General features: G+C 70.4%; 26 protein-coding genes. 15 read left to right on the top strand and 11 right to left on the bottom strand.

What is annotated here, in order from left to right:
- Window positions 1–38: 38 nt before the first annotated feature.
- A complete protein-coding gene (locus FHT38_RS22140) occupies window positions 39–1,247 on the top strand; it encodes a right-handed parallel beta-helix repeat-containing protein (RefSeq protein ID WP_183493241.1) in 1,209 nt (402 codons plus the stop codon).
- Between the two features lie 30 nt (window positions 1,248–1,277).
- The gene (locus FHT38_RS22145) at window positions 1,278–2,132 is read left to right on the top strand and encodes a 23S rRNA (adenine(2030)-N(6))-methyltransferase RlmJ (protein WP_091729347.1); all 855 of its coding nucleotides are present in this window, start codon (window positions 1,278–1,280) and stop codon (window positions 2,130–2,132) included.
- A 31-nt stretch (window positions 2,133–2,163) separates the two neighbouring features.
- Here FHT38_RS22145 and FHT38_RS22150 read toward each other — a convergent pair whose 3' ends face one another.
- Window positions 2,164–2,805, bottom strand: coding sequence for an NAD(P)-dependent oxidoreductase (locus FHT38_RS22150; RefSeq protein ID WP_183493242.1), 642 nt, complete (start codon window positions 2,803–2,805; stop codon window positions 2,164–2,166).
- A 159-nt stretch (window positions 2,806–2,964) separates the two neighbouring features.
- Between FHT38_RS22150 and FHT38_RS22155 the strand changes: the two genes are divergently transcribed.
- From FHT38_RS22155 to FHT38_RS22170, 4 genes are all read left to right on the top strand, one after another.
- Entirely contained in the window at window positions 2,965–3,873 is a 909-nt protein-coding gene (locus FHT38_RS22155) for a LysR substrate-binding domain-containing protein (RefSeq protein WP_310737414.1), read from the top strand.
- A gap of 61 nt (window positions 3,874–3,934) precedes the next feature.
- Window positions 3,935–4,837, top strand: a complete 903-nt coding sequence (locus tag FHT38_RS22160) for an AraC family transcriptional regulator (RefSeq protein ID WP_183493243.1) — start codon at window positions 3,935–3,937, stop codon at window positions 4,835–4,837.
- Window positions 4,838–4,871: 34 nt separating this feature from the next.
- The gene (locus FHT38_RS22165; protein ID WP_183493244.1) at window positions 4,872–5,279 is read left to right on the top strand and encodes a DUF2000 family protein; all 408 of its coding nucleotides are present in this window, start codon (window positions 4,872–4,874) and stop codon (window positions 5,277–5,279) included.
- Between the two features lie 54 nt (window positions 5,280–5,333).
- Window positions 5,334–6,008 (top strand): CAAX prenyl protease-related protein, encoded by a 675-nt coding sequence (locus FHT38_RS22170; RefSeq protein WP_183493245.1) that lies wholly within the window; start codon window positions 5,334–5,336, stop codon window positions 6,006–6,008.
- Between the two features lie 9 nt (window positions 6,009–6,017).
- On the opposite strand, the gene FHT38_RS22175 is transcribed toward FHT38_RS22170, so the two are convergent.
- Window positions 6,018–6,782 carry a helix-turn-helix transcriptional regulator gene (locus FHT38_RS22175; protein ID WP_091729355.1) on the bottom strand — a complete coding sequence of 255 codons (765 nt, stop codon included), beginning with the start codon at window positions 6,780–6,782 and terminating at the stop codon, window positions 6,018–6,020.
- Between the two features lie 74 nt (window positions 6,783–6,856).
- On the opposite strand from FHT38_RS22175, the gene FHT38_RS22180 reads away from it, so the two are divergent.
- The 5 genes from FHT38_RS22180 to FHT38_RS22200 all read left to right on the top strand — a co-directional run bounded on the left by FHT38_RS22180 (window position 6,857) and on the right by FHT38_RS22200 (window position 11,109).
- Entirely contained in the window at window positions 6,857–7,120 is a 264-nt protein-coding gene (locus FHT38_RS22180) for a hypothetical protein (RefSeq protein WP_183483532.1), read from the top strand.
- A 178-nt stretch (window positions 7,121–7,298) separates the two neighbouring features.
- Entirely contained in the window at window positions 7,299–7,769 is a 471-nt protein-coding gene (locus FHT38_RS22185; protein WP_091729361.1) for a YiaA/YiaB family inner membrane protein, read from the top strand.
- Window positions 7,770–7,831: 62 nt separating this feature from the next.
- Window positions 7,832–8,278 carry a hypothetical protein gene (locus FHT38_RS22190; RefSeq protein WP_091729364.1) on the top strand — a complete coding sequence of 149 codons (447 nt, stop codon included), beginning with the start codon at window positions 7,832–7,834 and terminating at the stop codon, window positions 8,276–8,278.
- Window positions 8,275–9,102: a DUF2145 domain-containing protein gene (locus FHT38_RS22195; RefSeq protein WP_183493246.1), complete on the top strand. Its 828-nt coding sequence runs from the start codon at window positions 8,275–8,277 to the stop codon at window positions 9,100–9,102. The genes FHT38_RS22190 and FHT38_RS22195 overlap by 4 nt, the downstream gene beginning before the upstream one ends.
- A gap of 57 nt (window positions 9,103–9,159) precedes the next feature.
- Window positions 9,160–11,109 carry an MFS transporter gene (locus FHT38_RS22200; protein WP_183493247.1) on the top strand — a complete coding sequence of 650 codons (1,950 nt, stop codon included), beginning with the start codon at window positions 9,160–9,162 and terminating at the stop codon, window positions 11,107–11,109.
- A gap of 66 nt (window positions 11,110–11,175) precedes the next feature.
- Here the strand turns inward: FHT38_RS22200 and FHT38_RS22205 are convergent, their stop codons facing one another.
- Together FHT38_RS22205 and tgt are read right to left on the bottom strand one after the other, a co-directional pair.
- Window positions 11,176–11,676, bottom strand: a complete 501-nt coding sequence (locus FHT38_RS22205; RefSeq protein ID WP_183493248.1) for a hypothetical protein — start codon at window positions 11,674–11,676, stop codon at window positions 11,176–11,178.
- Window positions 11,677–11,738: 62 nt separating this feature from the next.
- Complete coding sequence (gene tgt, locus FHT38_RS22210; RefSeq protein WP_183483545.1) at window positions 11,739–12,866, bottom strand: tRNA guanosine(34) transglycosylase Tgt; 1,128 nt, start codon at window positions 12,864–12,866, stop codon at window positions 11,739–11,741.
- Between the two features lie 112 nt (window positions 12,867–12,978).
- Between tgt and FHT38_RS22215 the strand changes: the two genes are divergently transcribed.
- Window positions 12,979–13,758: an ABC transporter substrate-binding protein gene (locus tag FHT38_RS22215; protein WP_183493249.1), complete on the top strand. Its 780-nt coding sequence runs from the start codon at window positions 12,979–12,981 to the stop codon at window positions 13,756–13,758.
- Between the two features lie 39 nt (window positions 13,759–13,797).
- Window positions 13,798–14,394, top strand: coding sequence for a YigZ family protein (locus FHT38_RS22220; protein ID WP_183493250.1), 597 nt, complete (start codon window positions 13,798–13,800; stop codon window positions 14,392–14,394).
- Here the strand turns inward: FHT38_RS22220 and FHT38_RS22225 are convergent.
- Together FHT38_RS22225 and FHT38_RS22230 are read right to left on the bottom strand one after the other, a co-directional pair.
- Window positions 14,391–15,623 carry a type II toxin-antitoxin system HipA family toxin gene (locus FHT38_RS22225; RefSeq protein WP_183493251.1) on the bottom strand — a complete coding sequence of 411 codons (1,233 nt, stop codon included), beginning with the start codon at window positions 15,621–15,623 and terminating at the stop codon, window positions 14,391–14,393. The two genes, FHT38_RS22220 and FHT38_RS22225, sit on opposite strands and share 4 nt — an antisense overlap.
- Window positions 15,620–15,928, bottom strand: a complete 309-nt coding sequence (locus tag FHT38_RS22230) for a helix-turn-helix domain-containing protein (protein ID WP_183493252.1) — start codon at window positions 15,926–15,928, stop codon at window positions 15,620–15,622. The genes FHT38_RS22225 and FHT38_RS22230 overlap by 4 nt, the downstream gene beginning before the upstream one ends.
- Window positions 15,929–16,144: 216 nt before the next feature.
- On the opposite strand from FHT38_RS22230, the gene argG reads away from it, so the two are divergent.
- Complete coding sequence (argG, locus tag FHT38_RS22235; protein ID WP_183493253.1) at window positions 16,145–17,485, top strand: argininosuccinate synthase; 1,341 nt, start codon at window positions 16,145–16,147, stop codon at window positions 17,483–17,485.
- A 125-nt stretch (window positions 17,486–17,610) separates the two neighbouring features.
- Here the strand turns inward: argG and FHT38_RS22240 are convergent, their stop codons facing one another.
- The 5 genes from FHT38_RS22240 to FHT38_RS22260 form a co-directional block, all read right to left on the bottom strand.
- Window positions 17,611–18,285 (bottom strand): PEP-CTERM sorting domain-containing protein, encoded by a 675-nt coding sequence (locus tag FHT38_RS22240; RefSeq protein WP_183493254.1) that lies wholly within the window; start codon window positions 18,283–18,285, stop codon window positions 17,611–17,613.
- Window positions 18,286–18,432: 147 nt separating this feature from the next.
- Entirely contained in the window at window positions 18,433–19,464 is a 1,032-nt protein-coding gene (gene sigJ, locus FHT38_RS22245; RefSeq protein ID WP_183493255.1) for an RNA polymerase sigma factor SigJ, read from the bottom strand.
- 71 nt (window positions 19,465–19,535) lie between these two features.
- Window positions 19,536–20,579 (bottom strand): tRNA preQ1(34) S-adenosylmethionine ribosyltransferase-isomerase QueA, encoded by a 1,044-nt coding sequence (queA, locus tag FHT38_RS22250; protein WP_183493256.1) that lies wholly within the window; start codon window positions 20,577–20,579, stop codon window positions 19,536–19,538.
- Between the two features lie 104 nt (window positions 20,580–20,683).
- Complete coding sequence (locus tag FHT38_RS22255; protein WP_183493257.1) at window positions 20,684–21,445, bottom strand: ABC transporter substrate-binding protein; 762 nt, start codon at window positions 21,443–21,445, stop codon at window positions 20,684–20,686.
- Between the two features lie 237 nt (window positions 21,446–21,682).
- Entirely contained in the window at window positions 21,683–24,049 is a 2,367-nt protein-coding gene (locus FHT38_RS22260) for a YCF48-related protein (protein ID WP_183493258.1), read from the bottom strand.
- A gap of 130 nt (window positions 24,050–24,179) precedes the next feature.
- Between FHT38_RS22260 and recG the strand changes: the two genes are divergently transcribed.
- Entirely contained in the window at window positions 24,180–26,360 is a 2,181-nt protein-coding gene (gene recG / locus FHT38_RS22265) for an ATP-dependent DNA helicase RecG (RefSeq protein WP_183493259.1), read from the top strand.
- The last annotated feature ends 9 nt before the right edge of the window (window positions 26,361–26,369 follow it).

Here is a 26,369-nt window from a genome sequence, read left to right on the forward strand (position 1 = left end):
CCCGCGATGCTGATACCGCCATGACCTGGGAGGCCCCGATGACATCCGGTTCCCCGTTCGATCCCCGTCGTGCCGTCCTCGGCGTCGACCGTCGCCAGTGGCTGCGCACGGGTGCCCTGCTGGCGCTGCCACCCTGGCTCATCGGGGCGCGAGCCCAGGCCCCGGCCGGCGCGACGGCGGTGCTGCGCGTCGGTCCGGACCATCCGGTGAAGACCCTCGCCGCGGCCGCCGCCCAGGCGCGGCCCGGCATGACGGTCGAAATACAGGCCGGCGACTACCCCGGTGACGTGGCCGTCTGGCCGCAGGACGACCTGACGCTGCGGGCCGTCGGCGGGCGGGTGCGGCTGCTGGCCAACGGGGCGCATGCGCAGGGCAAGGGCATCTTCGTCACCACCGGCCGACGGATGACGATCGAGGGCCTGGACTTCATCGGCGCCCGCGTGCCGGATCGCAACGGCGCCGGCGTGCGGCTGGAGCGCGGCTCGCTGACGCTGCGCGACTGCCGCTTCCAGGACAACGAGAACGGCCTGCTCGCCGGGAACGATCCGACGATGGAGCTGCGCATCGAGTCCTGCGACTTCGGGCCCATCGCGCCCGGCGAGGGCCGCACCCACACCTGCTACGTCGGCGCGATCGGCCGCCTGACGGTGCTGGCGAGCTACTTCCACCACGGCGCCTCGGGCCACCTGCTGAAGTCGCGGGCGGCGGTGAACCACATCTTCTACAACCGGCTGACCGACGAAACCGGCCGCGCGAGCTTCGAGCTCGAGTTCCCCAACGGCGGCCTGGCGCTGGTGATGGGCAACCTGATCCAGCAGAGCCCGTCGACCGAGAACTACCACCTGATCGCCTACGGCAGCGAAGGGCTGACGCACCGGCGCCATGAGCTGCACCTGATCAACAACACGCTGGTCGACCGGCGGCAGGCCGGCGGCGTCTACCTGCGGATGGCGCAGCGCGCGCAGCAGCTGCGGCTGATCAACAACCTGCTGTGCGGCAAGCAGGAGCTGCCGGCCGGGCCCGACCGGGAACAGCACCACAACTACTTCGTCGAGCTGGACAGCTTCGTCGATCCGGACCGATTCGATTTCCGGCTGCGGCCGGCCTCGCCGCTGATCGGGCGCGCGGTGGACGCGGGCGCGGTCGACGGGCAGCGGCTCAAGCCGGCGATGCAGTACCTGCATCCGTGCGCGCTCCAGGAAGTGCCGGCGGGAACGCCGTATTCGCCGGGCGCCTTCCAGCTGTGAGGCCCGGGCCGGCACGCTACAGTCCTGCCCATGCTCGCTTACCGACACGCTTTCCACGCCGGCAACCATGCCGACGTGCTCAAACACCTGGTGCTGGCCGAGGTGCTCCGCTACATGGCGGAGAAGGACAAGGCCTACACCGTGGTGGACACCCATGCCGGCGCCGGCGGCTACGCGCTCGACGGCCGCTACGCCCAGAAGAACGCCGAGCACCTGGGCGGCATCGCCGCCCTCTACGCGCGCAAGGACCTGCCCGGGCCGCTGCAGCAGTACGTGCAGCTGGTGCACGACTTCAACCCCGGCAAGAAGCTGGAGCAATACCCCGGCTCGCCGGCGATCGCGCGCATGCTGATGCGCTTCGATGACCGGCTGCGCTGCTACGAGCTGCATCCCACCGACCACCGCATCCTCGCGAGCTACCTGGAGGACCGGCCCAACACCCAGGTGCTGCAGCAGGACGGCTTCGCGTCGCTGAAGGCCGAGCTGCCGCCGCCGTCGCGCCGCGGCGTCGTGCTGATCGACCCGCCCTACGAGATCAAGGCCGACTACGGCAAGGTCGTGGCCGCGCTGCGCGAGTCGCTGCAGCGCTTCGCCGACGGCACGGTTGCGATCTGGTATCCGCAGCTGCAGACGGTCGAGTCGGTGCAGCTGGTGCAGCGCCTGAAGGCCGCGGCCGAGCCCGTCGCGAAGAAGGGCTGGCTGCATGTGCGCCTGACCGTCGCGCAGGCGGACGAACGCGGCTTCGGGATGATGGGCAGCGGCATGTTCGTCGTGAATCCGCCCTTCGTGTTGCACGACAAGCTGGCCGAATGCCTGCCCACGCTGGTGGACACGCTCGGCCAGTACGACGACGCCAACTACCTGCTCGAGCAGCAGAGCGCCTGAGCGCCCGCGCCCGCGGGCGCGGACGACGCGATCAGTACCCGACGGTGAAGCGTCGGCGGATGTGCTGCGGGCGCTCCAGCTCGTCGACGATCGCGACGGCCAGGTCGGCGGTCGACACATGGGCCGGCCCCTGGGCGTCCATCACCGGCGTGTCCAGGCTGACGCGGTAGCTGCCGCGGCGCTCGCCCGGCTCCAGGTGCACGGCCGGCGACAGGAAGGTCCAGTCCAGCGAGGACTCCTCGCGGATCAGCTTGAGCGCCTCGCGCGCGGCCAGCGCGCCCTGCTTCCACTGGTCCGGGAATTCCGGCGTGTCCACGAGCTGCACGCCCGGCGCCACGTACAGGCTGCCCGCGCCGCCGACCACCAGCAGGCGCTTCACGCCGGCGCGCTTCACGCCGGCATAGATGGCGCGGGTGCCTTCCAGGAACTCGGTGTGGATGTCCGGCACCGACCAGCCCGGGTTGAAGGCGTTGACGACCGCGTCCGCGCCCTCGACGGCCGCGGCCACCTGGTCCGCCTGCTTGGCATCGGCCCGGACCACGGTCAGGCCGCTGCGCGCTTCGAGCTTCGACGGATCACGCGCGAGCGCGATCACCTCGTGGCCGCGGGCCAGCAGTTCCTTGAGCACTTCGCTGCCGACAAAGCCGGTGGGTCCGATCAGGGCGACTTTCATGAGGGGGTCCTTTCGAGGGAGATTCCGAGGGTGGTTCCGAGGAATTCGGGGGGATGCGACAGGAGCGTCGCGATGGGATCCACTGTAGGAACTTCACAATCGCCGATGAAGTCCTCAGAATCCGCCTTCATTCTTTAGACGGCCTACACAATCCCCGCAATGTTGGATCAACTCCGCCGCATGGCCGTGCTGGCCACCGTCGTCGAGCAGGGCAGCCTGGTGGCGGCGGCCCGGCAGCTGCAGACGACCACCTCCGCCGTCAGCCAGCAGCTGCGCGCCCTGGAGCGCGACATGGGCGTCACGCTGCTGCACCGTTCCACGCGCCGCATCGGCCTGACGCCGGCCGGCGAGCGCTTCGTGCAGGGCTGTCAGGCCATGCTGGCGGCCGCGCGGGAAGCGCAGTCCCAGCTGAACCACCTGCGCGACGCGCCGGAAGGCGAGCTGCGGATCAGCGCGCCGGTCGGCGCGGCGCGGCAGATCGGGCCGGCGCTGGCGCCGCTGCTGGCGGCGCATCCGGGCTTGAGCCTGCACCTGGAGGTCGACGACGGCTTCACCGACCTCGTCGCCAAGCGCATCGACCTGGCGGTGCGCTTCGGCCGCTTACCCGACAGCAGCTGGGCGGCACAGCGGATCGGGCAGAAGACGGTCGGCCTCTACGCGGCGCCGGCCTACCTGGCGCGCCGCGGCGTGCCGGTGTCGATGTCGGACCTGACGCGGCACGACTGGCTGCTGCTGCGCTCGGACACGGGCGCGATCCGGAGCTTCTCGCTGGTGGGCCCGGAGGGCCGCGAGGAGATGCTGCGCATCAGCCCGCGCGCCAGCAGCAACAACCAGCTCAGCCTGCAGCAGTTCTGCGAGGCCGGCATGGGCCTGGCCATGCTCGGCGCCGAGGACGTCGACGAGTCGCAGGCGCAGGGTCGCCTGCTGCCGCTGCTGCCGGGCTGGTCGCTGCCGACCCTGCCGGTCTACGTGATGACGCCGCAACGCGATGCCCAGCCGGCGAAAGTCCGGCACGCGATCGAGGCGCTGCGCCATGCGTTCGGCGCGGTCCGCGATGTCGGCGGATGATCGACGACGGCTTCCCGCAGGCAGGACGACGGCGACGATGGTGGCGACGGCGATGACGACCATGACGACGACGGCCGTGAAGGCCAAGGAGGCGGACGGCGCGACGCACGCGGCCTCGGATGGTCATTGGCTCCAGTTGCGGCGGGACGCACGCACCGGCATCGAGACCGTGCGCGCCCATTTCGACGGCCACGCCTACGACCCGCACGGACATGACGAACTGCTCATCGGCGTCACGCTGCAGGGGGTGCAGCGCTTCCGCTGCCACCGCTCGCTGCACACGAGCACGCCCGGCCGGGCGATCCTGATCGAGCCGGGCGCCATCCATGACGGCCATGCGCCGGAGGCCGGCGGCTTCACCTACGCGATGCTGTACCTGCCGCAGGCCTGGACGGCGCAGTTGTTGGCCCGCCATGAGCTGGGCGGGCTGAGCGCGCTGCAGCCCGCCTTCCGCCACACGCTGGCCGACGACAGTCGGCTCTGCGCCGCCATCCGGCAAGCCTTCCTGGCGCTGCACCTCGACGAGGGCCGCCTCGCCTGTGACCAGCAACTCGATGCGCTGATTGGCCTGCTCGCCGGACAGCTCGGCGAGTCGCCGCCGCGCGGCGACGCCGCCCGCCCGATGGTGCGCGCCCGGGACTTCCTGCACGACGGCATGGCCGGCGACATCGGCCTGGACGAGCTTGCGGCCTACACCGGCATGGACCGTTTCCGGCTGACGCGGCAGTTCAAGCAGGCCTTCGGCCAGTCGCCGCATGCCTACCTGGTGAGCCTGCGGCTGCGCGCGGCGCGGGCGCTGCTCGCTGAGGGCCAACGGCCGTCGGAGGTCGCCACGGCGGTCGGCTTTTCCGACCAGAGCCACCTGGGCCGCTGGTTCCAGCGCGCCTACCGCCTCACGCCGGCCGACTATCGGCGCCGCTGCACAAACGTTCTAGACCCCGAGCCGGGCACGCGCAGACGATGACGGCTTCATTGTTGAAGCACGCCGTGCGATGTCCATGTTTGATACGAAAGTGGCGCTCATCGTCCGCGACGACCTCGCGACCTGGCAACGATTGAACGTCGTGGCCTTCCTGGCCACCGGCGTGGCCGCCTCGGCACCGGAAGCCCTGGGCGAGCCCTACGTCGATGCGCGGGGGCGCCGTTACACCGCGATGCTGGGTCAGCCGATGCTGGTCTTCGAGGCGGACCTCGCCGGGCTGCAGGCGGCGCACCGCAAGGGCCTGGACGCCGGTCTGACGCTGGTGCCCTATGTCCACGCGATGTTCTCGACCGGTCACGATGAGGCCAACCGCCAGGTCTTCCTGGCCGGCGACGCGGATCGGCCGGACCTGGTCGGCCTGGCGTTGCGGGGCACGAGGAAGGCGGTCGACCGGGCGGCCAAGGGCCTCTCGCTGCACCGTTGACCGGGGCTCGGTTGTCCGCATGGAGCTGTCGCCCCGGGCCGCTACATTCGCCGGATGCCATTGAGTCAAGCCGCCTGGGCCCGCATCGTCCCGTTCGCGCTCTTCATGTCGCTGCTGGCGCTGCGGGGCGCGCTGCCCGAGGAAAAAGCCTGGGGCCTCGACCCGCGCTGGATCTATGCGCTGAACCTCGTCGTGGTCGGTGGCGCGCTGGCCTGGTTCTGGCGCGCTTATGGCGAGTTCGCCCGCCAGAACCGCCCCACGGCCGGCGAGGCGGGACTGAGCGTCGTCGTCGGCCTGGTCGTCTTCGGGCTCTGGATCTCGCTGGATGCGCCGTGGATGCGGCTCGGCGACGCGACCGCCCCCTTCGTGCCGATGACCACGGCGGGCACTCTCGACTGGCCGCTGATCGCGGTGCGCTGGATCGGCGCGGCGCTGGTCGTGCCGGTGATGGAGGAGCTCTTCTGGCGCAGCTTCCTGATGCGCTGGATCGCCAGCCCGCGGTTCGAGAGCGTCGATCCCAGAGCGGCGGGCCTGCGGGCGATCGTGCTCTCGACCTTCGTCTTCATGCTCGCGCACACGCTGTGGCTGGCGGCGATCGTCGCCGGCGCGGCCTATGCGTGGCTTTACGTGCGCACCGGCAAGCTGTGGACGGCCGTCATCGCGCACGCGGTGACGAACGGCGTGCTCGGGATCTGGGTCGTGTACAGCGGGCGCTGGGAGTTCTGGTGACAGGCGCGATCAGCGGCTCATCGCCTTCGTGACACCGGCCGGCCGCTGCAGGTGCTTGAAGCGCTCGAACAGCCAGCAGCGCATGCCCATCACCAGCGTGAACTGGCGCTTCTCGTGGTCGGGCAGCTTCTGGTCGAGCAGGTGCTGGCGGGCGAAGTCCTCGGCGACACGCTGCAGCCGGTCGCGCAGTTCGCGCGCCATGCCGGGGCTGAGCTGGCCATGGACCAGCATCAGCAGTTCCGCATCGTTGTCGAAGCCGCCGGCGAAGAAGTCCTGCATGACGTGCTCGCGGAAGAAGCCCATCACCGGCCCCTGCGGTCGCCAGCGGAAGGTCTTGGCGACCTGCAGCCGATAGCGGTTCAGCGGCCGCAGCTCGATGATGCCGAGCCGGTCCAACTGCGCCAGCGCGCGCGTCACGTCGGCCTCGCTCATCCGGTAGGTCGCCACGATCTGCTCGAAGCTCCATTGGCTCAGGCAGCACAGGGCGGTCAGCAGCAGCTTCTCGTCGGCGACGACCTCGCGTTCCTGCTGCAGCGTCAGCTCGCGGCGCAGCGGCTGGGATTGCGCCAGGCGCTGGGACAGCTCGGCGAAGTCGGTCTTGAGGACGCGGCACAGCTCGTCGATCCGCGACAGCGGCATCTCGCCGCCCGCGGCGAACATGCGCTTGACGCTGGACTCGGACAGGTCCAGCGCCGTCGCCAGCTGCGCGTAGCTGATGCCGGCCTGTTTCAGCTCGGCCTTGATGAGGTCGATGAGGGATTGCGTGCTCGCCATGGCGGCGGACGTTAGCGCAGTTCGGTAGCGCTGATCGACCCCGCGGGGGCCGCCTCGCGATCCCGCAGCGGCCGGTGCTGCGCCGCCAGGACTGGCACGACCGGCTGCTGCATGGCTCCGACTACCCGCTGCCGGGCGTGCTGCCGCTGGTGCGCCTGCCGCAACTCGTCCGGGCGGGGGTACTCGATGAGAGCCACGTCGCTCCTTTGGGGGCGTTGCGGGACCACCACCCCCTGATGTTTGATCTCGCCCTCAAGCGGCTGGCTCGCTGGCAAGGGCAAGCGCTGGGGGCGTCGGTCTACGCGACCGCCCGGCATTTCGGCCCGACGCCCGCCTGATCGCCCCCCCCTGAACCGGGCCGTCCCGCGCGGTAGCACGGATCGATACCGGAACGGGCGGCGCGCGATACTCGCCGCCAAACATCAGGGGGGCCCCGGCGAGGACGGCGACAGTCGCGCCATCGCCACCGGCAACCCATCGGTCCCGAGGGACCTTTCATCGAGGAGGAACGACGACATGAACACCCCGCACATCCGCGTCCAGCGCGACACCCAGGCCTGGCGCTACCAGGTGTGGATCTCCTTCGGCATCAGCGTGGCGCTGTGCGCCATCGGCCTGGCCTGGCTACCGGGCGCCGACCTGGACCGGGCCTTCATGGTCATGGGCTATGTGTTCTGCCTGTCCACGGCATTCGCGCTGTCCAAGTACATCCGCGACAACCAGGCCACCCGCACCGACACCCCGATGTGGGGCCTGGTGGTGTGGAGCGGCTTCGGCCTGGCCATGGCGCTCACCGGCTGGGGCCTGTGGCGCATGGAGATCCAGCCCGTCTGGAAGGCCTACCTGCTGGTGTGCTGGCTCTACCTGATCTCCAACGTGTTCACCCTCGCGAAGATGCTGCGCGACGCGCATGAGGCCGACCTCGCCGAGGCCCGCCTGCAAGGCCGCCGCGAGGCCCACCGCGAAGCCGTCGCGGCCGCCGAGTGATGCGCCCGCCCGCCTCGCCGCCCCGTCCAAGCCCCGCTCGCCCGCCTTCCAGGAGCTCCGCCATGCGTGCCCGCCTGTCCCTGATCAGCGTCCTGACCGCCACCACCCTCGCCCTGCTGGGCGCCAGCGGCGCGGCCCGCGCCCACGGCGGACCGAGCGACGCCAGCGCGGCGCTGTCCGCGGTGCCGGTCGCCATCTCGGTGGTCGCGCCGTCGGTGGTGCTGTCCGCCGGCGCGGCTTTCGTGGTCGTCGCCATCGAGAGCACCGCCCGCGGCACCGTCTGGGTGCTGGAGCGCGCGTCCGACGGCGCGCGCCTCAGCGTCGAGTTCTCCGGCAAGGTGGTCGCCGGCGCCGCGACCTCGATCGGCACGGCCGTCGTCGTGACCGCGATCAGCACCGGCTACGTGCTGTCCGCCGCCGGGGAGGCCATCGCCTTCATCCCCAACGAGATCGGCGCCTCGCTGCTCCACAACGAACGCGTCACCCACCGGGACCGCGTCACGCCATGAGCGGCGCGCACCCCAGGGGCTTGCTGGTCGCCGCCGCGCTGGGCGCGCTGCTGGCGGCGGGTCCGGCGCAGGCCGGCCGGCCGTGCGAGGACAAGCCGCCCTCGCCCGACCAGATCCGCCGCGGCATGGACCTCGCCCAGGCCACCGCCGCGGCGCTGGACCGCAGCGGCGCCGAGGTGGTGCTGCTCGCGCGCGCCGGCCAGGACCTGACCGAGTACGGCCTGCGCTGGTCGCATGTGGGTTTCGTCTACCGCGACACGGCGGGCAGCGGCGCGACCGCCAGGCCGGTCTGGCGCGTGATGCACAAGCTCAACCAGTGCGGCACGGCGCTGGCCGACCTGTACCGGCAGGGCCTGGGCGAGTTCTTCATGGACAACCCGGCCCGCTACGAGGCCGCCTTCTCGGTGCTGCAGCCCGAACTGCAGCAGGCGCTGCTGCCGCTGCTGCGCGAGAACGCGCGGGCCGCGGCCATGCACACGCCGGCCTACAGCATGGTGGCCTACCCCTGGTCGCGCGAGTACCAGCAGAGCAACCAGTGGGCGCTGGAGACCCTGGCCGCGGCGGCCGCGCCGCGCGAGGTCTTCAACCGCGCCCAGGCGCAGGACTGGCTCAAGCGCCAGGGCTACACGCCGTCGGACCTGCGCCTGTCGACCGCGAAGCGGCTGGGCGCGCGCATCGGCATGGCCAACGTCGCCTTCGACGACCATCCGTCGGCGCGCCGCTTCTCCGGCCACATCGAGACCACGACGGCCGACACGATCTTCAGCTGGCTGAGCCGCACCGGCCGCGGCCAGGCGACGCAGCGCGTCACGGCCGGCCCCTGATCGGGCCCCGCCGCCAACGCCCCCACCCTCCCCCTGACTCCCTCAGCGAGCCCTCCCATGAGCGACTCTTCCCACACCAGCCAATTCGCCCTGCTGGGGCAGCGCCGGTTCGGACCGTTCTTCGCCACGCAGCTGGCCGGCGCGTTCAACGACTCGTTCCTGAAGCAGCTGGTCATCCTGCTGGTCACCTTCCACGCCACCGAGTACACGACGCTGTCCGCGGGGCTGGTCGCGAACATGGCGGCGGGTCTCTTCATCCTGCCGTTCGTGCTGTTCTCGGCCTACGCCGGGCAGCTGGCCGACCGGTTCGACAAGGCCCGCGTCATCCGCGCGGTGAAGGCCGCCGAGGTCGCGATCATGGTCGTGGCCAGCGCGGGCTTCTACATGAAGAGCCTGCCGGTGCTGCTCACCTCCATCTTCGCCATGGGCTGCCACTCGGCGTTCTTCGGCCCGGTCAAGTACTCGCTGCTGCCGCGGGTCCTGGCCAAGGAGGAACTCACCGGCGGCAACGGTCTGCTGGAAATGGGCACCTTCCTCAGCATCCTCCTGGGCACGCTGGTGGCCGGCGTCATGGCTGCGATGACGACCAACCCGCTCTGGCTGTCCATCGCGCTGCTGGCCTTCGCCATCCTGGGCCTGGCTTCCAGTCTGTTCATCCCCGCCACCGGCGAGGCGGCGCCCGACCTGAAGCTCCGCTTCAGCGTGGTGTCCGAGACCCTCGCGACGGTGAAGATGGGCAAGCGTGAAGGCGAAGGCGTCTGGAACAGCCTGCTCGCCATCTCCTGGTTCTGGTTCGTGGGCGCCGTGGTCCTCTCGCACATTCCCGGGCTCGGCAAGGAAGTGCTGCAAGGGGACACCACGGTGGTGACGGTCCTGCTGGCCACCTTCTCCATCGGCATCGCGGCGGGCTCGCTGCTGTGCGAGCGCCTGTCGGGCCACAAGGTGGAGATCGGCCTGGTGCCCATCGGCTCCATCGGCCTGTCGCTGTTCACCGCGGACCTGGCCTGGTCCTGCGACAGCTTCGCCGCGGCGCTGCAGGCCTCCTCGGCCAGCCTGCCGCTGACCTGGACCCAGTTCCTCGCCACCAGCGGCAGCCTCCGCGTCCTCGGCGACGTCGCGCTGCTGGGCCTGTTCGGCGGCCTCTTCATCGTCCCGCTGTACGCCTTCGTCCAGCTGCGCACCGCGCCGGAGCGGCAGTCGCGCATCATCAGCGCGAACAACATCCTGAACGCCGTCGCGATGGTCATCGCGGCCGGCATGTCCGCCGGCCTGCTCGCCTACGGCGTCTCGGTGACGAGCATCATCCTGATCTGCGCCGGCCTGAACGCGCTGGTGGCGATCTACATCTACCGGACCGTTCCGGAGTTCCTGTGGCGCTTCCTGAGCTGGTTCGTGGTCCACACGATCTACCGGCTCCGCACCACGGGCGCCCATCACATTCCGGAGGAAGGACCGGCCCTCCTCGCGCCCAACCACGTCTCCTACGTGGACGCGCTGGTCCTGAGCGCGCTCTGCCCGCGGCCGATCCGCTTCGTGATGGACGCGAGCATCTTCCGGGTGCCGGTGCTGTCGTGGTTGTTCCGCCAGGTCAACGCCATTCCCATCGCGTCGGCGAAGAAGGAACCCGAGACGCTCGAGCGGGCGCTGGCCGCGGTGGATGCGGCCCTGCGCAACGGTGAGCTGGTGTGCGTCTTCCCCGAGGGCGCGCTGACCCGCGATGGTCAGCTGGCGGAGTTCAAGCCCGGCATCCGCCGGATGCTCGACGCCAACCCGGTGCCGGTCATCCCGGTGGGCCTGAGCGGCTTGTGGGAGACCGCGTTCGCGAGGAACGGCAAATCGACCGCCGCGCGGCTGGGGAGCCTGCGCCCGGGACGGCGGCTGGAGGTGAAGGTCGGGGCGCCGTTGCCGCACGACGTGAGCGTCGAGGAGCTTCGGGCCAAGGTGCAGGGCCTGCTCGACCCGGTTGCGGCGGCGAGCCGGCCGCAGCCGTCGGAGGCGCGGGGCTGAGTGGTCCCGTCCTGAGGAGAGGCTGCAAGGGGTCAAGGACGGGGTGATCAGGTCGGGATGGGTCAATCAGGCGCTGTGCGTCCCGCGTCGCAGCAACCGATGGATCCTGAGCTTGAGCGCCCGCGCCGATCGCCACACCGCGCTCGCCCGGACCCAGGCGAGCAGTGCTTCCTTCCAGACGGTCCAACGGCCATAGAGCCGCGCGAACCACGGCAGGGTCATCAGCGCGGGATGCGTGAGCGCGAAGATCCGCGCGACGATCGCGGTGCCAACGACCTTCGCCAGCACGATCACGGCGAGCCCGAGTCCCGGGCGGCCGATGCCGATGAGCCACAGCGCCAGCAGCTTGATCGGCAGCAGCATCAGGCCCGGGAGCAGGAACACGACCAGCGCCAGGTACGGCGGCAGCCGTCGCACCACGACTTCCAGCTGCCGCAGCACCGGCAGCCGGCCAATGGCCGCCATCACCCGCTGCAGCGGCTCCCAGCCCCATTCCTCGAAGAGGATGACGACGGCAAGGACGACGCGGATCAGCCAGCGCAACGGCGCGATGAGCAGCTTCAGCATCGGGCGATCTTCACACGCCGCGTCTTAGGGCCCTCTGAATCCGCCCCCGGGGTTTCCGAAGCTCAGATCCCGCGCGCCCGATCCGCCAGGAAGCGGGTGCGGAAGCCCTCGAAGTCGCCGGCGTCCAGCGACTCGCGCACTTCCTTCATCAGGTTGAGGTAGTAGTGCAGGTTGTGCACGCTGGTCAGCATCGGGCCCAGCATCTCGCCACAGCGGTCCAGGTGATGCAGGTAGGCGCGGCTGAAGTTGGCGCAGCAGTAGCAGCTGCAGGTCTCGTCCACCGGCTTCTCATCGGCCTTGTAGCGCGCATTGCGCAGCCGCAGGTCGCCGAAGCGCGTGAACAGGTGGCCGTTGCGCGCGTTGCGGGTCGGCATGACGCAGTCGAACATGTCCACGCCCTGGCGCACGCCCTCGACCAGGTCCTCCGGCGTGCCCACGCCCATCAGGTAGCGCGGCTTGTTGTCGGGCAGCTGGTGCGCGATGTGGTCCAGGATGCGCAGCATGTCCGCCTTGGGCTCGCCGACCGACAACCCGCCGATCGCGTAGCCCGGCAGGTCCAGGTCCTTGAGCCCGGCCAGCGACACGTCGCGCAACTGCTCGAACATGCCGCCCTGCACGATGCCGAACAGCGCGTTCGGGTTCTGCAGCCGCGCGAACTCGTCCTGGCAGCGCTTGGCCCAGCGCAGGCTCATCTCCATCGAGAGACGGGCTTCCTTCTCGGTCGTCAGCTGACCCTTGGTCTCATACGGCGTGCACTCGTCGAATTGCATGACGATGTCGCTGTTGAGGATCGTCTGGATCTGCATCGAGATCTCGGGCGTGAGGAACAGCTTGTCGCCATTGACCGGGGACGCGAACTTCACGCCCTCCTCGCTGATCTTGCGCATCTCGCCGAGCGACCAGACCTGGAAGCCGCCCGAGTCCGTCAGGATGGGCTTGTTCCAGCTCTCGAACTTATGAAGGCCGCCGAACTGCTTCATGATGTCCAGGCCCGGCCGCATCCACAGGTGGAAGGTGTTGCCCAGGATGATCTGAGCGCCCATCTCCTCGAGCGAACGAGGCATCACCCCCTTGACGGTGCCGTAGGTGCCCACCGGCATGAAGATGGGCGTCTGCACGACGCCGTGGTTGAGCGTCATGACGCCGCGTCGCGCGCGGCCCTCGGTCTTGAGCAGTTCGAACTTCAGCATGATGGCCGCGATTATCGGCCCCCCTTCGATGGGGGTTTCGCCCGACCGGCTCCCCCAGGGGCGACGTAGACTCCCGTCCCAATTGGGGGCGCAGACTCCTGGGAGAAGCATCTTGAGGTCCTGGATCGCCGCCCTGGCCGCGACGGCCGCCTGTCTGGCCGCGACGAGCGCGCACGCCTGCGGGCCGTACTCGGTGGGCCTGTACGAGTACAGCGCCCTCTACTACCGCGACGCCCAGGGCCGCTGGACCGGCATCGACAAGGACGTCATCGACGAACTGGCCCGCCGCAGCGGCTGCAAGCTGGTGGCGCGCACCGAATCCCGCGTGCGCATCTGGGCGCAGATCGGCGCCGGCCAGATGGACATGACGGTCTCCGCGCTGATGACGCCCGAGCGCGAACTGCTCGTCGAGTTCATCCCCTACATCGAGTCCCGCCAGTACGTGGTTATGCGGCCGGCGCTGGCGGGCGCGCTCACGACGCCGGCGGCCTTCCTCGCCGATTCGAAGCGGCGCCTGATCGTCGTGCGCGGTTATGCCTTCACGCCGACGCTGGAGTCCTGGATCGCGACGCTGCGCACCCAGGGCCGCATCGACGACGCCCCCGACCAGCCGACCGCGGTGCGCATCTTCAAGGCCGGCCGGGGCGATGCCGTCGTGCTGGGCGCCCATAGCCTCGCGAGCGCCCGGCGGGCCGACCCTGCCTTCGCGTCCTTCGTGGCGATGTCCTACGCGCCCCACGAACGCAGCATCGGCGCGCTGGCGCTCTCCCGCCAGCGCGTGCCGCAGCAGGACCGCGACCGCATGCGCCACGCCATGGATGAGATGCTGCGCGACGGCACGGTGGAGTCGATCAAGCGGCGGCATCTCGGCGATCTCTCCGACACGCCGTGAGCGCGACCGCATGACCGGCGCGCCGCGACAATCGCGCCCATGCCTTCGAGCCTTGCCGCGCCGGTCCACGCCGAACTGATCATCAAGAAGAGCCGTTTCCTCGGCTGTGTCGAGGCCGTGCCCGACCGGGCCGCCGCGCTGGCGCGCGTCGCGCAGCTCCGCGCCGAGCACCCCGGCGCCGCGCATGTCTGCTGGGCGCTGATGGCGGGGGGCCAGTCCGCCGCCAACGACGATGGCGAGCCCGGCGGCACCGCCGGCCGGCCGATGCTGGAGGTGCTGCGGCACCAGGATCTGGACGGCGTGCTGGCGACGGTGGTGCGCTACTTCGGCGGCGTGAAGCTGGGCGCGGGCGGACTGGTGCGGGCCTACACCGACGCGGTGGCGCAGGCGCTGCTGAAGGCGGAGAAGGTGCCGATGGTGCGGCTGCGGACGCTGCGCTGCACGCTGCCCTATGCGCAGGAAGGCCTGCTGCGGCGCGAGGCGGAGAAGGCGGGCGCCGAGCTGGTCGAGGTGGCGCACGGCGCGCTCGTCGAGGTCACGCTGCGGCTGCCGGAGTCGGCGGCCGAGGGCTTCATGGCCTCGCTCGGCGAGTCGGGGCAGGGGCGGATCGGGTGGCTCAAGTCCGAGCGGGACTAGCCAGCCGCCGAACAGCGCCGCAAGTTCGCATCTACCGCGACGCCTATCGCTTTTCGCGTGGTCCGCCGAACGCCCTCGCGGTCCAGCGCCGCGTCCAGGCCGCGCGCGGCCTCGCAGATCGCGTCGATGGTGTCGGCAGCCGCGCCCTCGGCAATGTCGCAAGCCCGCGCCAATTTGAGCAGATGGTCCCGCGACGGTGACTTCGCCTCGCCCATGACGGACATCTGGTGGTATCCGCCCGGCCCCGTGTTGAAGGTGAGGTCGAACGCCGGCGCCAGTTCCCAAGCCATGCGCCGGTTCATCCTCAAGGCGAAGTTCTTCGTGTGATCGTCCCGGTTGTTGAAGACCACGTTGAACACGCAGCGCCGGAAGGCCTTGAGCACCTCCGGGTGGCTGGCGGTGGCGAATCGCGTGGCCTGCAGCAGTTGCTGATAGTCGACGGAGGGCAGGCGGAAATCGGCATGCAGCAGCGCCGCCAGGGACTGCACCGGCACGCGCATGCCGTCGCAGCGGTCGAAGCGCTCGACACCAAAAGCCGCGAGCTTGGGGGAGATCTTGAACAGCTGCGTGTCCGGCATGTCGATGCCGGCCGCCCGAGCCAGGTTCGCGTAGGCGACTTCGATGCCGCAGACCTCGACATGCTCGTTCTGCGCCGGGAACTTGACGAGCCAGGGATCCCCCGCCGCTGCCGGATCCGTGCTGACCCTGCGGGTCGGCACCTCGTACTGGATCAACGCCTTCGGCCGCGCGCCTTGCGGCGAGCCGCCGACCAGCGCGAGCGTCTTCAGCGCGTCCGTGTCCCGGTCCTCGATCACGTCGTGAGCGGCCTGGGCCAACTGGAGCAAGGTCATGTCCTCCTGCGTGATCTCCAGGTCGCTCGCCGGCTTGAACGCGAGCGCTCCCATGGCGCGGTCGGCGATGAAGCTCAGGCGATCCAGCGTGCTGATCTGCGCCGGATCGCGGCCGGCCTTGCGGAAGACACGATCCATGAGCAGCAGGCCCCAGCCGTCCGGCAACGCATCCGCGATGAAACCTGGCACGCCGCCCAGATGGTCCGGGAAACCCGAGTACGTCTGAGCCCGCAGGGGGACGTGCAGCGGAGAGAAGTCGACGCCCCGCGACAGCGCCTCGCTCGAGTACTCGAACAGCGTCACCCAGCCTCGCTCAGCGAGCGTGCCCAGCGTCCAGGACTCCCCCCACGCCCGCCATTCCACATCGACCTTGTTCATGTCTTGCGGCTCCTGGCCCGCTGACGCTGCGGCTGTTCGAGGCGCTCGAGGTCCGCGATGCTGAGCGTCGCGGTCGCCTTGAACGCGTCCGAAAGTTCATCGATGAGGGACAACACCTGCAGCACCTTCACCAAGGAGGAAATGGTGGCATTGCCACCGGACTCGAGGTTCTTGACGGCATTCAGCGCTATGCCAGCGCGCGTGGCGAGTTCCTGTTGGGTCCACCGCCGCTGCAGGCGCTGATGGCGCAGCCGGGCGCCGATCTCGTCCTGGATCTCTCTCGCGGAAGCCAGTCTGAAGTCCATGCCGAATAAATCCTTAAAAGGGCCGTTATCTCAAATTTCTGGATTTAGCGTACCTTGAATGGTCTCTTATGTCTCGCGGCATTTTGACGCGGCGAAACGCTGGCTGGCCGTCGCCGGATGGCGCCACCTCACCCCTGTATCGCCCATCCGCGAAGCCTGCCCGCCGGGCGCGCCCTAGAATCGCCGGCTGTTTTCCCACTTCGCGCGAGACTGCCCGTGGCCGCAACCATCCTCCAAAAGATTCCCGCCGGCGAGCGCGTCGGCATCGCCTTCTCGGGCGGCCTGGACACCAGCGCCGCGGTGCACTGGATGCGCGGCAAGGGCGCGATCCCCTGCGCCTACACCGCCAACCTCGGCCAGCCCGACGAGTCCGACTACGACGAGATCCCCCGCAAGGCCAAGGCCTATGGCGCCGACATCGCCCGCCTGATCGACTGCCGCGCGCAGCTCGTGGCCGAAGGCATCGCCGCCATCCAGTGCGGCGCGTTCCACATCAGGAGCGGCGGTGCCACCTACTTCAACACCACGCCGCTGGGCCGCGCCGTCACCGGCACCGCCCTGGTCGTGGCCATGCGCGAGGACGGCGTCAACATCTGGGGCGATGGCTCGACCTTCAAGGGCAACGACATCGAGCGCTTCTACCGCTACGGCCTGCTCGCCAATCCGGCGCTCAAGATCTACAAGCCCTGGCTGGACCAGACCTTCATCGATGAACTCGGCGGCCGCAAGGAGATGAGCGAATACCTCATCGCCAATGGCTTCGACTACAAGATGAGCGTGGAGAAGGCCTACTCGACCGACTCCAACATGCTGGGCGCCACCCACGAGGCCAAGGACCTGGAGTTCCTGAACAAGGGCATGAACATCGTCAACCCGATCATGGGCGTGGCCTTCTGGAAGGACGACGTCGCGATCAAGGCCGAGACGGTGACCGTGCGCTTCGAGGAAGGCGTCCCCGTCGCGCTCAACGGCCAGCAGTTCGCGAACGCCGTCGAGCTGTTCATGGAAGCCAACCGCATCGGCGGCCGCCACGGCCTGGGCATGTGCGACCAGATCGAGAACCGCATCATCGAGGCCAAGTCGCGCGGCATCTACGAGGCCCCCGGCATGGCGCTGCTGCACATCGCCTATGAGCGCCTGGTCACCGGCATCCACAACGAGGACACGATCGAGCAGTACCGCATGAACGGCATGAAGCTCGGTCGCCTGCTGTACCAGGGCCGCTGGTTCGACCCGCAGTGCCTGATGCTGCGCGAGACCGCCCAGCGCTGGGTCGCCCGCGCGATCACCGGCGAGGTGACGCTGGAGCTGCGCCGCGGCAACGACTACTCGATCATGGACACCGTCAGCCCCAATCTGACCTATGCGCCGGAGCGCCTGTCGATGGAGAAGGTGGAAGACGCGGCGTTCTCGCCGGCCGACCGCATCGGCCAGCTGACCATGCGCAACCTGGACATCGCCGACACGCGCGAGAAGCTCGGCGTGTACAGCCGCGCGGGCCTGCTGGGCAAGAACTCCGAGGGTTCCATCCCGCTGCTGACCGGCGGCGACGAATAAGCCCTCCGCGCCTCTGGCTCGAAAGCCGCCATTCATCGGCGGCTTTTTCGTTGGGCGACCGGTGGTCAGTGCAATGAAAAAAGCCGCTGATCTCTCAGCGGCTTCTGCTCATCGGGCGCGGGCGTTCAGCCGCGGCGGCGACGCGCCACGAAGCCCAGCGCGCCCAGGCCGGCCAGCATCAGCGCGTAGCTGTGCGGCTCCGGCACCGACGGCGCGATCGTCGCGTTGACGTTGGAGCTCAGGAACTCCGCGCGCAGGCCGGTGAAGTTGTAGGTGCGGTCGACGTTGTCGGTGACGACGAACTGCAGCGTGTTCACGCCCGCCAGGAAACCGGTCGAGGCGGCGAACGAGGTCCAGCCCGCGTAACCGCGCTGGCTGGAGATCGTCGAGATCACGTTGCCGTTGAGCAGCAGCACGCCCTTGTTGTCCGCCGCCCACTGGCCGGTGAACGACGCGCTGCTGGCGTCGAAGCCGGTCAGGTCGAAGCTCAGCGACCAGGTGAAGACCGAGTTCGAGGTCGGGCTGTAGTTCGTGTTCTGGTTGGCGCCGGGGATCAGCCACGAGGAGCTGGCCGTGTTGGCCAGCCAGCTCGGGAACGGATCCAGGCTGCCGTTGCTGACGATGCCGTTGCCGCTCAGGCCGGCCGCGTTGCCGATCGCGGAGAACGAGTAGTTGCTGTCCTTGCTGCCGGCAGCCAGGCCGGCGCCGGTGTTCACCAGTCCGCCGATGGTGGTGGCGGCGGCCAGGCCGCTGAACAGCGTGGCGGCCACAGCGATGGAAGTACGAACCAACGGCGTCATGAGAGGTCCCGAGCAGTGAAGAGGTCTTGTGGCGGCGATTGTCCCTAAAGGTAGGGATTCACAACCCCCCGTGGGCGCGGGGGGACACCACAGTCCGCATCGGGGGTCGGGACTTGCGTCACGCCCCGGATGGGCGCATCCCGCGCTTCAGGGGGGCGTGTCCGCCCCCGGATCGGGCATCGCGGGCCGATCCGGTGCGGGGGTCGCCAAGGGCTCCATGCGGGGCAGGTGGCGCAGCTTGTCCGGATTGCGCTGGACGTAGATCGCGCTGATGCGGCCGGGCGCCGCAGCGGGTCGCAGCGCCACCGTCTGGATCGGCTCGCCGGCGGTGTCGTAGACGATGTAGCCCGGCAGCCCGTTGACCTGCGCCGGCCGCACGCGCCAGTCCCGGCTGGTGCGCATCCGGACGAAGCCGACGAAGGTCCGCGCCACCAGCGCGCCGCCCTCGAGCATCCGCGGCACCGCGGACGCCTTGCCGCCGCCGTCGGCCAGCAGCACCGCGTCGTCGGTCAGCACGCGGGCCAGGCCCTCGACGTCGAAGGACTGCAGCGCCCCCATGAAGGCCTGGAACAGGCGCTGGCGCTCCTCGTCCTCGACCTCGTGGCGCGCGTAGTCCGCCTTGACGTGCTGCCGCGCCCGGCTCGCCAGCTGGCGGCAGGCCGCGGCACTGCGACCCAGGCGGCGCGCGATCTCGTCGAAGTCCAGCTCGAAGACCTCATGCAGCAGGAAGGCGGCCCGCTCCAGCGGCGACAGCCGCTCCAGCGTCAACAGGAAGGCCACCGACACGTCCTGCGCGAACTCGGCCTGCGCCTCGGGACTGGGCGACCAGTCGCCGGCCTCGTCGACCAGCGGCTCCGGCAGCCAGACACCGACGTACTGCTCGCGCCGCGCCGCCGCCGACTGCAGACGGTCCAGGCAGAGGTTGGTCACCAGGCGCGACAGGAAGGCGCCCACGTGCCGCACCGTGGTCTCGTCGACATCGGCCCAGCGCAGCCAGGCTTCCTGGACCATGTCCTCGGCCTCGGCGCGGGAGCCCAGCATCCGGTAGGCCAGCGCGCGCAGCGGGCGCGCGTGCTCGCGGTCGAAGCGCAGCGCGCGGGCCGCCGGGGACTGGTCGGCCGCCGCCGGCGCGGCGTGGCCGCCATCGGAAGCAGCAGAGGAGGAATCGATGTCGGGCATGGCGCGTCGTCCGGTGTCGTCTTGCTCACAAGACGACGCAGCCTACCCGGTTGTGACACCGGCGGGCGGGCTCAGCCGCGGGTGCGCTCCAGCAGCATCGCGTCGCCGTAGCTGAAGAAGCGGTAGCGCTGGGCGATCGCGTGGCGGTACAGCGCCATGACCGGCTCGTAACCGGCGAAGGCCGAGACCAGCATCATCAGCGTGCTCTTGGGCAGATGGAAATTCGTCACCAGCCGGTCCACGACCTGGAAGTCGAAGCCGGGCGTGATGAAGATGTCGGTCTCGCGCGCCCCGGCCTTCAGGCCACCACCGAGCGCGGCCGACTCCAGCGCCCGCAGCGTCGTGGTGCCGACCGCCGTGACCTTGCCGCCGGCGGCGCGGCAGCGCGCGATCGCGTCGACGGTCTCGGGCGTGACCTGGAACCACTCGCTGTGCATCTTGTGCTCAGCCAGCGACTCGACCCGCACCGGCTGGAAGGTGCCGGCGCCGACGTGCAGCGTCACATGCGCCGTGCCGATGCCGCGCTCGGCCAGGCGCGCCAGCAGCGCCTCGTCGAAGTGCAGCGCGGCGGTCGGCGCGGCGACGGCCCCGGGCTCACGCGCGAACACGGTCTGGTAGCGCCGCACGTCGTCGGCGGAGTCGTCGTGGGCGATGTACGGCGGCAGCGGGACATGGCCGTGCCGCTCCAGCAGCTCGAACGGATCACCGGACAGGCGCAGGTGGAACAGGCCGTCGTCCGGCCCGCAGCGGCCCAGCACCTCGGCATCGAAGGCCTTGGCGAAACGCACCACCGCGCCCGGCTTGGGACTCTTGCTGGCGCGCATGTGGGCCCAGACCTCGCGCGTGCCGGGCAGCACCCGCTCCACCAGGGCCTCGACCGCCCCGCCGCTGGCCTTCGCGCCGTACAGGCGCGCCTTGATGACCTTGGTGTCGTTGAACACCAGCAGGTCGCCGGGATGGAGCAGCTCGGGCAGCTCGCGGAACACGCGGTCGACCGGTGGGTCGGCGCGGCCATCGAGCAGCCGTGAGGCGCTGCGCTCGGCGGCGGGATGCTGGGCGATGAGTTCGGGGGGCAGAGCGAAGTCGAAATCGCTCACCGTGAAGTGACGGGACATGCGCGTTGAGGGCCGGACGGACCCGTGCCAATCGGAAGGGAACGGAGGGGGAACGGAAGCGGCGATTCTCCCATGGGCGCCCGGCGCGGCCGGGCCGCGGGGCCTCACTGCCAGCGCGCGCCCTGGTGCAGCAGCGCCGCCAGCCGGCCAGTGCCCTGCAGCTCGCCGACGCCTCGGGAAAGCGCGGCGGCGAAGCGCTCGCCCTCGGGCCGGACCTTGGAGAACACCGTGTACAGCGGAATCTCCGAGACCGCCGGATCGAGCCAGGTCAACCTGCCGGCCGCCTCGCGCAGCTGCGTCTCCATCAGGTGGGCGCCGACGCCCTTGTCGATCAGCACCAGGTCGACGCGCCCGGCCAGCAGCTTGCGCAGGTTGGCCAGGTCGTCCACCGCGCCTTCGACGGACAGGTTCGCCGCGTCGAAGCGGGGCGGATTCACGTAGCCGTGGACGACGCCGATGCGCAGCCCGGCCAGCGCGCCCAGGTCATCGATGCGGCGCTTGCGGTCGGTCCGCGCCATGAAGCCGACCTGGTTCACGATGCCCAGCGGCGGCGGGAAGCGCATGGTGCGCTCGCGTTCCTCGGAGCGCCAGGTGCCGATGACACCGTCGTGGTCGCCGCGCTGGAACTCGAGCAGCGCACGCGCCCAGGGCCGGAAGCTCAGCTCCATCTCGCGACCGGCCTGCCGCAGCGCGGCGCGGGTGACCTCGCAGGCCACGCCGCCGCCCGGCAGCGCGCTGCCGGTGTAGGGCGGGAACTCGGTCGCGACCAGGCGCAGCGGTCGCTCCGCCGCCCGCGCCGGCAGCGCCGGCAGCAGCGGCAAGGCGGCGGCGGCGAGCCGGAGGAGGCTGTCGCGGCGGGTGGTCATGATCGGTCGGTGCGGACGGGCCAGGGAGGTCGGCATAGCCTAGCAGCGGACCGTGGCGGCGGTCGCCTCGACGACCCGGGGGAAATGCCCGGTTGCGGGCCCGGAAGCGGCAATCGATCACGCAGGGCCGTGAAAAAGCCGGCCGGGTCTCGCGACCGGGCCGGCTTCAGGGGACGGGCGACGGCCCGTCGAGGGCCGTCGCGGGCCGTCGCGGGCCGTCGCGGGCCGTGCGACGGCTTACTGGCCGCCCGTGCCGGTGGCCAGCAAGGTGCCGGCGCTGCCCGCGACCCAGCCGGTGCGTGCGTCGACGAAGAACACCTGCGTCAGCGAGCCCTGCGTGCCCACGAACTGCTTCTTCCAGGTCGCGCCGCCATCGGTGGTCATCAGCACGGTGCCGCTGTCGCCGACCGCCCAGCCCTGCTGCGCCGTCAGGAAGCGGATAGCGCGCAGGCCGGTCATCGGCAGGCTGACGTTGGTCTGGAGGGTCCAGCTCGCGCCACCGTCCTTGCTCGACATCAGCAGGCCGCCATCGCCGACCGCCCAGAGGGTGTCGGCATCGCTGAAGGCCAGTTGGTGGAGGGTCGCGCTGGTGCCGGAGAAGCGACCGGTGAAGGTCTTGCCGCCGTCACTGGTGACCACCACCGCGCCGCCGTTGCCGACCAGCGTGCCCTTGAGTGGGCCGCTGAACTTCAGGTCGTTGTAGTAGCCGTCCAGCGTCGCCTGCTGCGTCCAGGACTTGCCGCCATCCGTCGTCGCCAGCAGCAACTGACGCTGCTGCGACTGCTGGTAGTCGCTGGCCAGCGCGAAGCCGGTGCTCGCGTCGATGAAGTGGAAGGCGGTGACGGTGCGCCCGCTCGACTGCAGCGGCGTGAGCCAGCTCAGGCCGCCGTCGTCGGTGAGGTAGATGCGACCGTCCGCCGCCAGCAGCCAGCCCTTCTTCGCGTCGACGAACTGGAAGCGCGGCAGCATCGAGTAGTAGCCCGAGCTGGTCAGCCCACCGACCTTGACGGTCCAGTCCAGGCCGCCGTTGGCGGTTTCCATCAGGTCGCCCTTGGCCGACAGGGCCAGGCCGCGCTTGGCATCAAAGAACCAGAAGGCCTGCAGCGTCTTGCCCGCCGCATCGGCGTCCGGACCCGCGATGCGCTTCCAGGTCCGCAGGTCGGTGCTGATCCGCGTCACGCTGTCCCAGCCGGTCACCAGCCAGGTCTGCCCGTCGATGGGCGTGAGCTGGCCGCCGAAGTCCAGGCGCGCGGCGCGCCAGGTCAGGCCCAGGTCGGTGCTGAGCTCGGTCACGGTGCCGAGGCCGGACGCGGCGTAGTACTGCCGCATCCAGACGCCGCGGGCGGCCAGGCTGTAGCTGACCGTGAACCCGGGGTACACGTTCGCCGGCGCTGCCACCGCGGACCAGTTCCGTCCGCCGTCGACGCTGCGGTACAGCGTGCCGTTGGTGACGACGGCGCCGGTGGACGCATCGACGAACTGCGGATTGCCCGAGGAGAAGTAGCCGGTCGACGGCAGCCCCTGCGGGACGACCGTGTCCCAGTTCTGGCCGCCATCGGCGCTCTGGCGGATCGAGAGGGTGTAGACCCAGCCCTGGCCGTTCACGTAGTTCGAGCTCGTGCCGGTGGCCACCACCGCGTTGCCGAAGACCTGGAAGCCGCTCAGCGGCACGTTGGGCGTGGCCGGCAGCACCACCGTCGAGGTCTTGCCCAGGTCGGTGGACTTGCGCAGCGCGCCGCTGTCGAACCACCACAGCGTGCCGTCGGCGGCCAGCATCGGCTCCTGCGTCAGCGTCGCCTGGCTCCAGGTCGCGCCGCCGTCCGCGGTCGCGCGGATCAGGCCGTTCATCGACATCACCATCGTGCCGGCGCCGGCCAGTTGCAGCGAGGCACCGGTCATCGGCGGCTGCGCGGTCGGCTGCAGCGTCCAGCGCGCACCGCCATCGGTGGTGCGCAGCAGCGCGCCCGCGTCGCCGGCGGCCCAGCCGTTGTTGGCGTCGGAGAAGCGGATCGTCGTCAGCCGCGTCGTCAGGCCGGAGGCCTGCTTGGTCCAGCTGCCGCCGCCGTCGCGGGTGCGCAGGATCTCGCCGTTGTCACCGACCGACCAGCCATTGCTCGCGTCGATGAAGAAGAAGGCCGCCGGCACGGTCCCGGTCGGCCGCGGCGCCTGCCAGCACCAGCCGGCGCCCTCGGCGCCGGTGCAGCTCAGGCCCTGCACGTGGGTGCGGTTGTTGACCGACACCGTCCACTTCACTTCCTTGGAAGCGCCCGCGGCGTTGGAGACCTTCAGCGTCACCGCGTAGTCGCCGACCTTGGCGTAGTCGTGCTTGGGGCTGGCCTCGGTGCTGGTCGTGCCGTCGCCGAAGTTCCACGCGAAGCTCAGGCCGGTGGTGGCCGCGGCATTGCTGGTGAAGGCGGTGCCGGACGTGACGTCGGTCGAGGCGGCGGCGGCGATCGCCAGGTTGTCCGGAATGGCCACGCCCTGGACCGGCGGCGGCGGCGGTGGCGCGTCATCGCCCCCACCGCCTCCACCGCAGGCGCTCAGCAGCGCGGCACTGATCAGCACGCCGGCCCAGCCGGCGCGCATACGCTTGTTCGTATTCAAGAAATCCTCCCGATGTATCAATTTGTCTTCTTTTTGAAGCGGGCGGATTCTGCCCGAGGCCCTTGCCGCGCCAGCCCCGGGTGCACCCGCTCCACCCGAACGGGGGAGACGCCGAGGCAGAATCGCGGCCATGTCCGAGGCCCGCAGCACCGTCCCGCCGCCGCCGTCGTCGCCCGCCGCGAAACGCGCGGGGGCCGATCCGAGCGGGCGCGCGCCGGCGACCGAGACGCCGGCCGCCAAGTCCGCGCCGCAGAAGGCGATGGAAAAAATGGGGCTGACGCGCGACATCGACCTCGCGCTGCACCTGCCGCTGCGCTACGAGGACGAGACCACGCTGACGCCGCTGGGCCAGGCCCGCGATGGCGACACGCTGCAGTGCGAGGGCGAGGTGATCGAGAGCCGCATCGAGATCCGCGGCCGGCGGCAACTGCTGGTCAAGCTGCGCGACGACGACGGCGCCCTGCTGACGCTGCGCTTCCTCCACTTCTACCCCTCGCACCAGAAGACGCTGGCCGTCGGCACCCGCGCCCGCGTGCGCGGCGAGATCCGCGTGGGTTTCTTCGGCCGGGAGATGGTCCATCCCAGCTTCCGCAAGGTCGACGCGGACACGCCGCTGGCCGCGTCGCTGACGCCGGTCTACCCCACCAGCGCGCAACTGCCGCAGGCCTACCTGCGCAAGGCGGTCGCCTCGGCGCTGCGCCGCGCGCCGCTGGACGAGGTGCTGCCGCAGGCGCTGATTCCGCGCGGCCTGCCGCCGCTGCGCGAGGCGCTGAACTTCCTGCATCACCCGCCGCCGTCGGCCGGCCTGTCGACACTGGAAGATCACACCCATCCGGCCTGGCAACGGCTCAAGTTCGAGGAGCTGCTCGCGCAGCAGCTCAGCCAGCAGCGCGCCCAGCGCGAGCGCGCCCACCTGCGCGCGCCGGTGCTGCGTGGCGCGCCCGGTGGGCTGCATGAACGGCTGCTCGCCGCCCTGCCCTTCGCGCTGACCGGCGCGCAACGCCGCGTCGCCGAGGAGATCGCCGCCGACCTCGCCCGCCCCCAGCCGATGCACCGGCTGCTGCAGGGCGACGTCGGCTCCGGCAAGACGGTGGTGGCGGCGCTCGCGGCGGCCGTGGCCATCGACGCCGGCTGGCAGTGCGCGCTGATGGCGCCCACCGAGATCCTGGCCGAGCAGCATTTCCGCAAGCTGATCGGCTGGCTGGAGCCGCTGGGCATCCGCGTGGCGTGGATCACCGGCAGCGTCAAGGGCAAGGCGCGGCAGAAGATGCTCGACGCCGCCGCCTCGGGCGAGGCGACGCTGATCGTGGGCACGCACGCGGTGATCGAGGACAAGGTCCGCTTCCACCGGCTGGGGCTGGCCATCATCGACGAGCAGCACCGCTTCGGCGTGGCGCAGCGGCTGGCGCTGCGCAAGAAGCTCGCGGACGAGGCGGCCGGCGCGGCGGCCACCGCCGGGCCGGGCGTGCCGCCCGGTTCAGGCCCGCTCGAGCCGCACCTGCTGATGATGAGCGCCACGCCCATCCCGCGCACGCTCGCGATGACCTACTTCGCCGACCTGGACGTGTCGACGATCGACGAGCTGCCGCCCGGCCGCAGCCCCATCGTGACCCGCGTGTTCGCCGACAGCCGGCGCGACGACGTGATCGAGAAGATCGCCGCGGCCGTCGACGACGGCCGCCAGGTCTACTGGGTCTGTCCGCTGATCGAGGAGTCGGAAGCGCTCGACCTCAAGAACGCGACCGAAACCCACGCCGAGCTGGGCGACGCGCTGCCCGGAAAGATGGTGGGGCTGCTCCATGGCCGCATGGCGCCGGCGGAAAAGGCGGCGGTGATGTCGCTGTTCAGCGGCGGGCAGATGCAGGTGCTGGTCGCGACGACCGTCATCGAGGTCGGCGTCGACGTGCCCAACGCCAGCGTGATGGTCATCGAGCACGCTGAACGCTTCGGCCTGTCGCAGCTGCACCAGCTGCGCGGACGCGTCGGCCGCGGCTCGGTCGCCAGCGTGTGCGTGCTGATCTACACCGGGCCGCTCTCGGACACCGGCAAGTCACGCCTGCGCGCGATGGCCGAAACCACCGATGGCTTCGAGATCGCGCGGCGCGACCTCGACATCCGGGGGCCGGGGGAATTCATGGGGGCGCGGCAGAGCGGCGCGCAGTTGCTGCGCTTCGCCGACCTGCAGGAAGACGCGCCGCTGCTGAGCGCCGCGCGCGCGCTGGCGCCGAAACTGCTCGACGAGCAGCCGCGGGCGGCGCGGCTGCACGTGGAGCGGTGGCTCGGTCACAAGACCGAGTACCTCAAGGCCTAGTCAGGGCCC

This window comes from Mitsuaria sp. BK041, assembly GCF_014193085.1.
Taxonomy (GTDB): Bacteria; Pseudomonadota; Gammaproteobacteria; order Burkholderiales; family Burkholderiaceae_C; genus Roseateles.

Coding starts and splice junctions, on each gene's coding strand:
- FHT38_RS22140 (WP_183493241.1), top strand. CDS start 39: ATGACATCCGGTTCCCCGTTCGATCCCCGTCGTGCCGTCCTCGGCGTC.
- FHT38_RS22145 (WP_091729347.1), top strand. CDS start 1,278: ATGCTCGCTTACCGACACGCTTTCCACGCCGGCAACCATGCCGACGTG.
- FHT38_RS22150 (WP_183493242.1), bottom strand. CDS start 2,805: ATGAAAGTCGCCCTGATCGGACCCACCGGCTTTGTCGGCAGCGAAGTG.
- FHT38_RS22155 (WP_310737414.1), top strand. CDS start 2,965: ATGTTGGATCAACTCCGCCGCATGGCCGTGCTGGCCACCGTCGTCGAG.
- FHT38_RS22160 (WP_183493243.1), top strand. CDS start 3,935: ATGACGACGACGGCCGTGAAGGCCAAGGAGGCGGACGGCGCGACGCAC.
- FHT38_RS22165 (WP_183493244.1), top strand. CDS start 4,872: ATGTTTGATACGAAAGTGGCGCTCATCGTCCGCGACGACCTCGCGACC.
- FHT38_RS22170 (WP_183493245.1), top strand. CDS start 5,334: ATGCCATTGAGTCAAGCCGCCTGGGCCCGCATCGTCCCGTTCGCGCTC.
- FHT38_RS22175 (WP_091729355.1), bottom strand. CDS start 6,782: ATGGCGAGCACGCAATCCCTCATCGACCTCATCAAGGCCGAGCTGAAA.
- FHT38_RS22185 (WP_091729361.1), top strand. CDS start 7,299: ATGAACACCCCGCACATCCGCGTCCAGCGCGACACCCAGGCCTGGCGC.
- FHT38_RS22190 (WP_091729364.1), top strand. CDS start 7,832: ATGCGTGCCCGCCTGTCCCTGATCAGCGTCCTGACCGCCACCACCCTC.
- FHT38_RS22195 (WP_183493246.1), top strand. CDS start 8,275: ATGAGCGGCGCGCACCCCAGGGGCTTGCTGGTCGCCGCCGCGCTGGGC.
- FHT38_RS22200 (WP_183493247.1), top strand. CDS start 9,160: ATGAGCGACTCTTCCCACACCAGCCAATTCGCCCTGCTGGGGCAGCGC.
- FHT38_RS22205 (WP_183493248.1), bottom strand. CDS start 11,676: ATGCTGAAGCTGCTCATCGCGCCGTTGCGCTGGCTGATCCGCGTCGTC.
- tgt (WP_183483545.1), bottom strand. CDS start 12,866: ATGCTGAAGTTCGAACTGCTCAAGACCGAGGGCCGCGCGCGACGCGGC.
- FHT38_RS22220 (WP_183493250.1), top strand. CDS start 13,798: ATGCCTTCGAGCCTTGCCGCGCCGGTCCACGCCGAACTGATCATCAAG.
- FHT38_RS22225 (WP_183493251.1), bottom strand. CDS start 15,623: ATGAACAAGGTCGATGTGGAATGGCGGGCGTGGGGGGAGTCCTGGACG.
- FHT38_RS22230 (WP_183493252.1), bottom strand. CDS start 15,928: ATGGACTTCAGACTGGCTTCCGCGAGAGAGATCCAGGACGAGATCGGC.
- FHT38_RS22240 (WP_183493254.1), bottom strand. CDS start 18,285: ATGACGCCGTTGGTTCGTACTTCCATCGCTGTGGCCGCCACGCTGTTC.
- sigJ (WP_183493255.1), bottom strand. CDS start 19,464: ATGCCCGACATCGATTCCTCCTCTGCTGCTTCCGATGGCGGCCACGCC.
- queA (WP_183493256.1), bottom strand. CDS start 20,579: ATGTCCCGTCACTTCACGGTGAGCGATTTCGACTTCGCTCTGCCCCCC.
- FHT38_RS22255 (WP_183493257.1), bottom strand. CDS start 21,445: ATGACCACCCGCCGCGACAGCCTCCTCCGGCTCGCCGCCGCCGCCTTG.
- recG (WP_183493259.1), top strand. CDS start 24,180: ATGTCCGAGGCCCGCAGCACCGTCCCGCCGCCGCCGTCGTCGCCCGCC.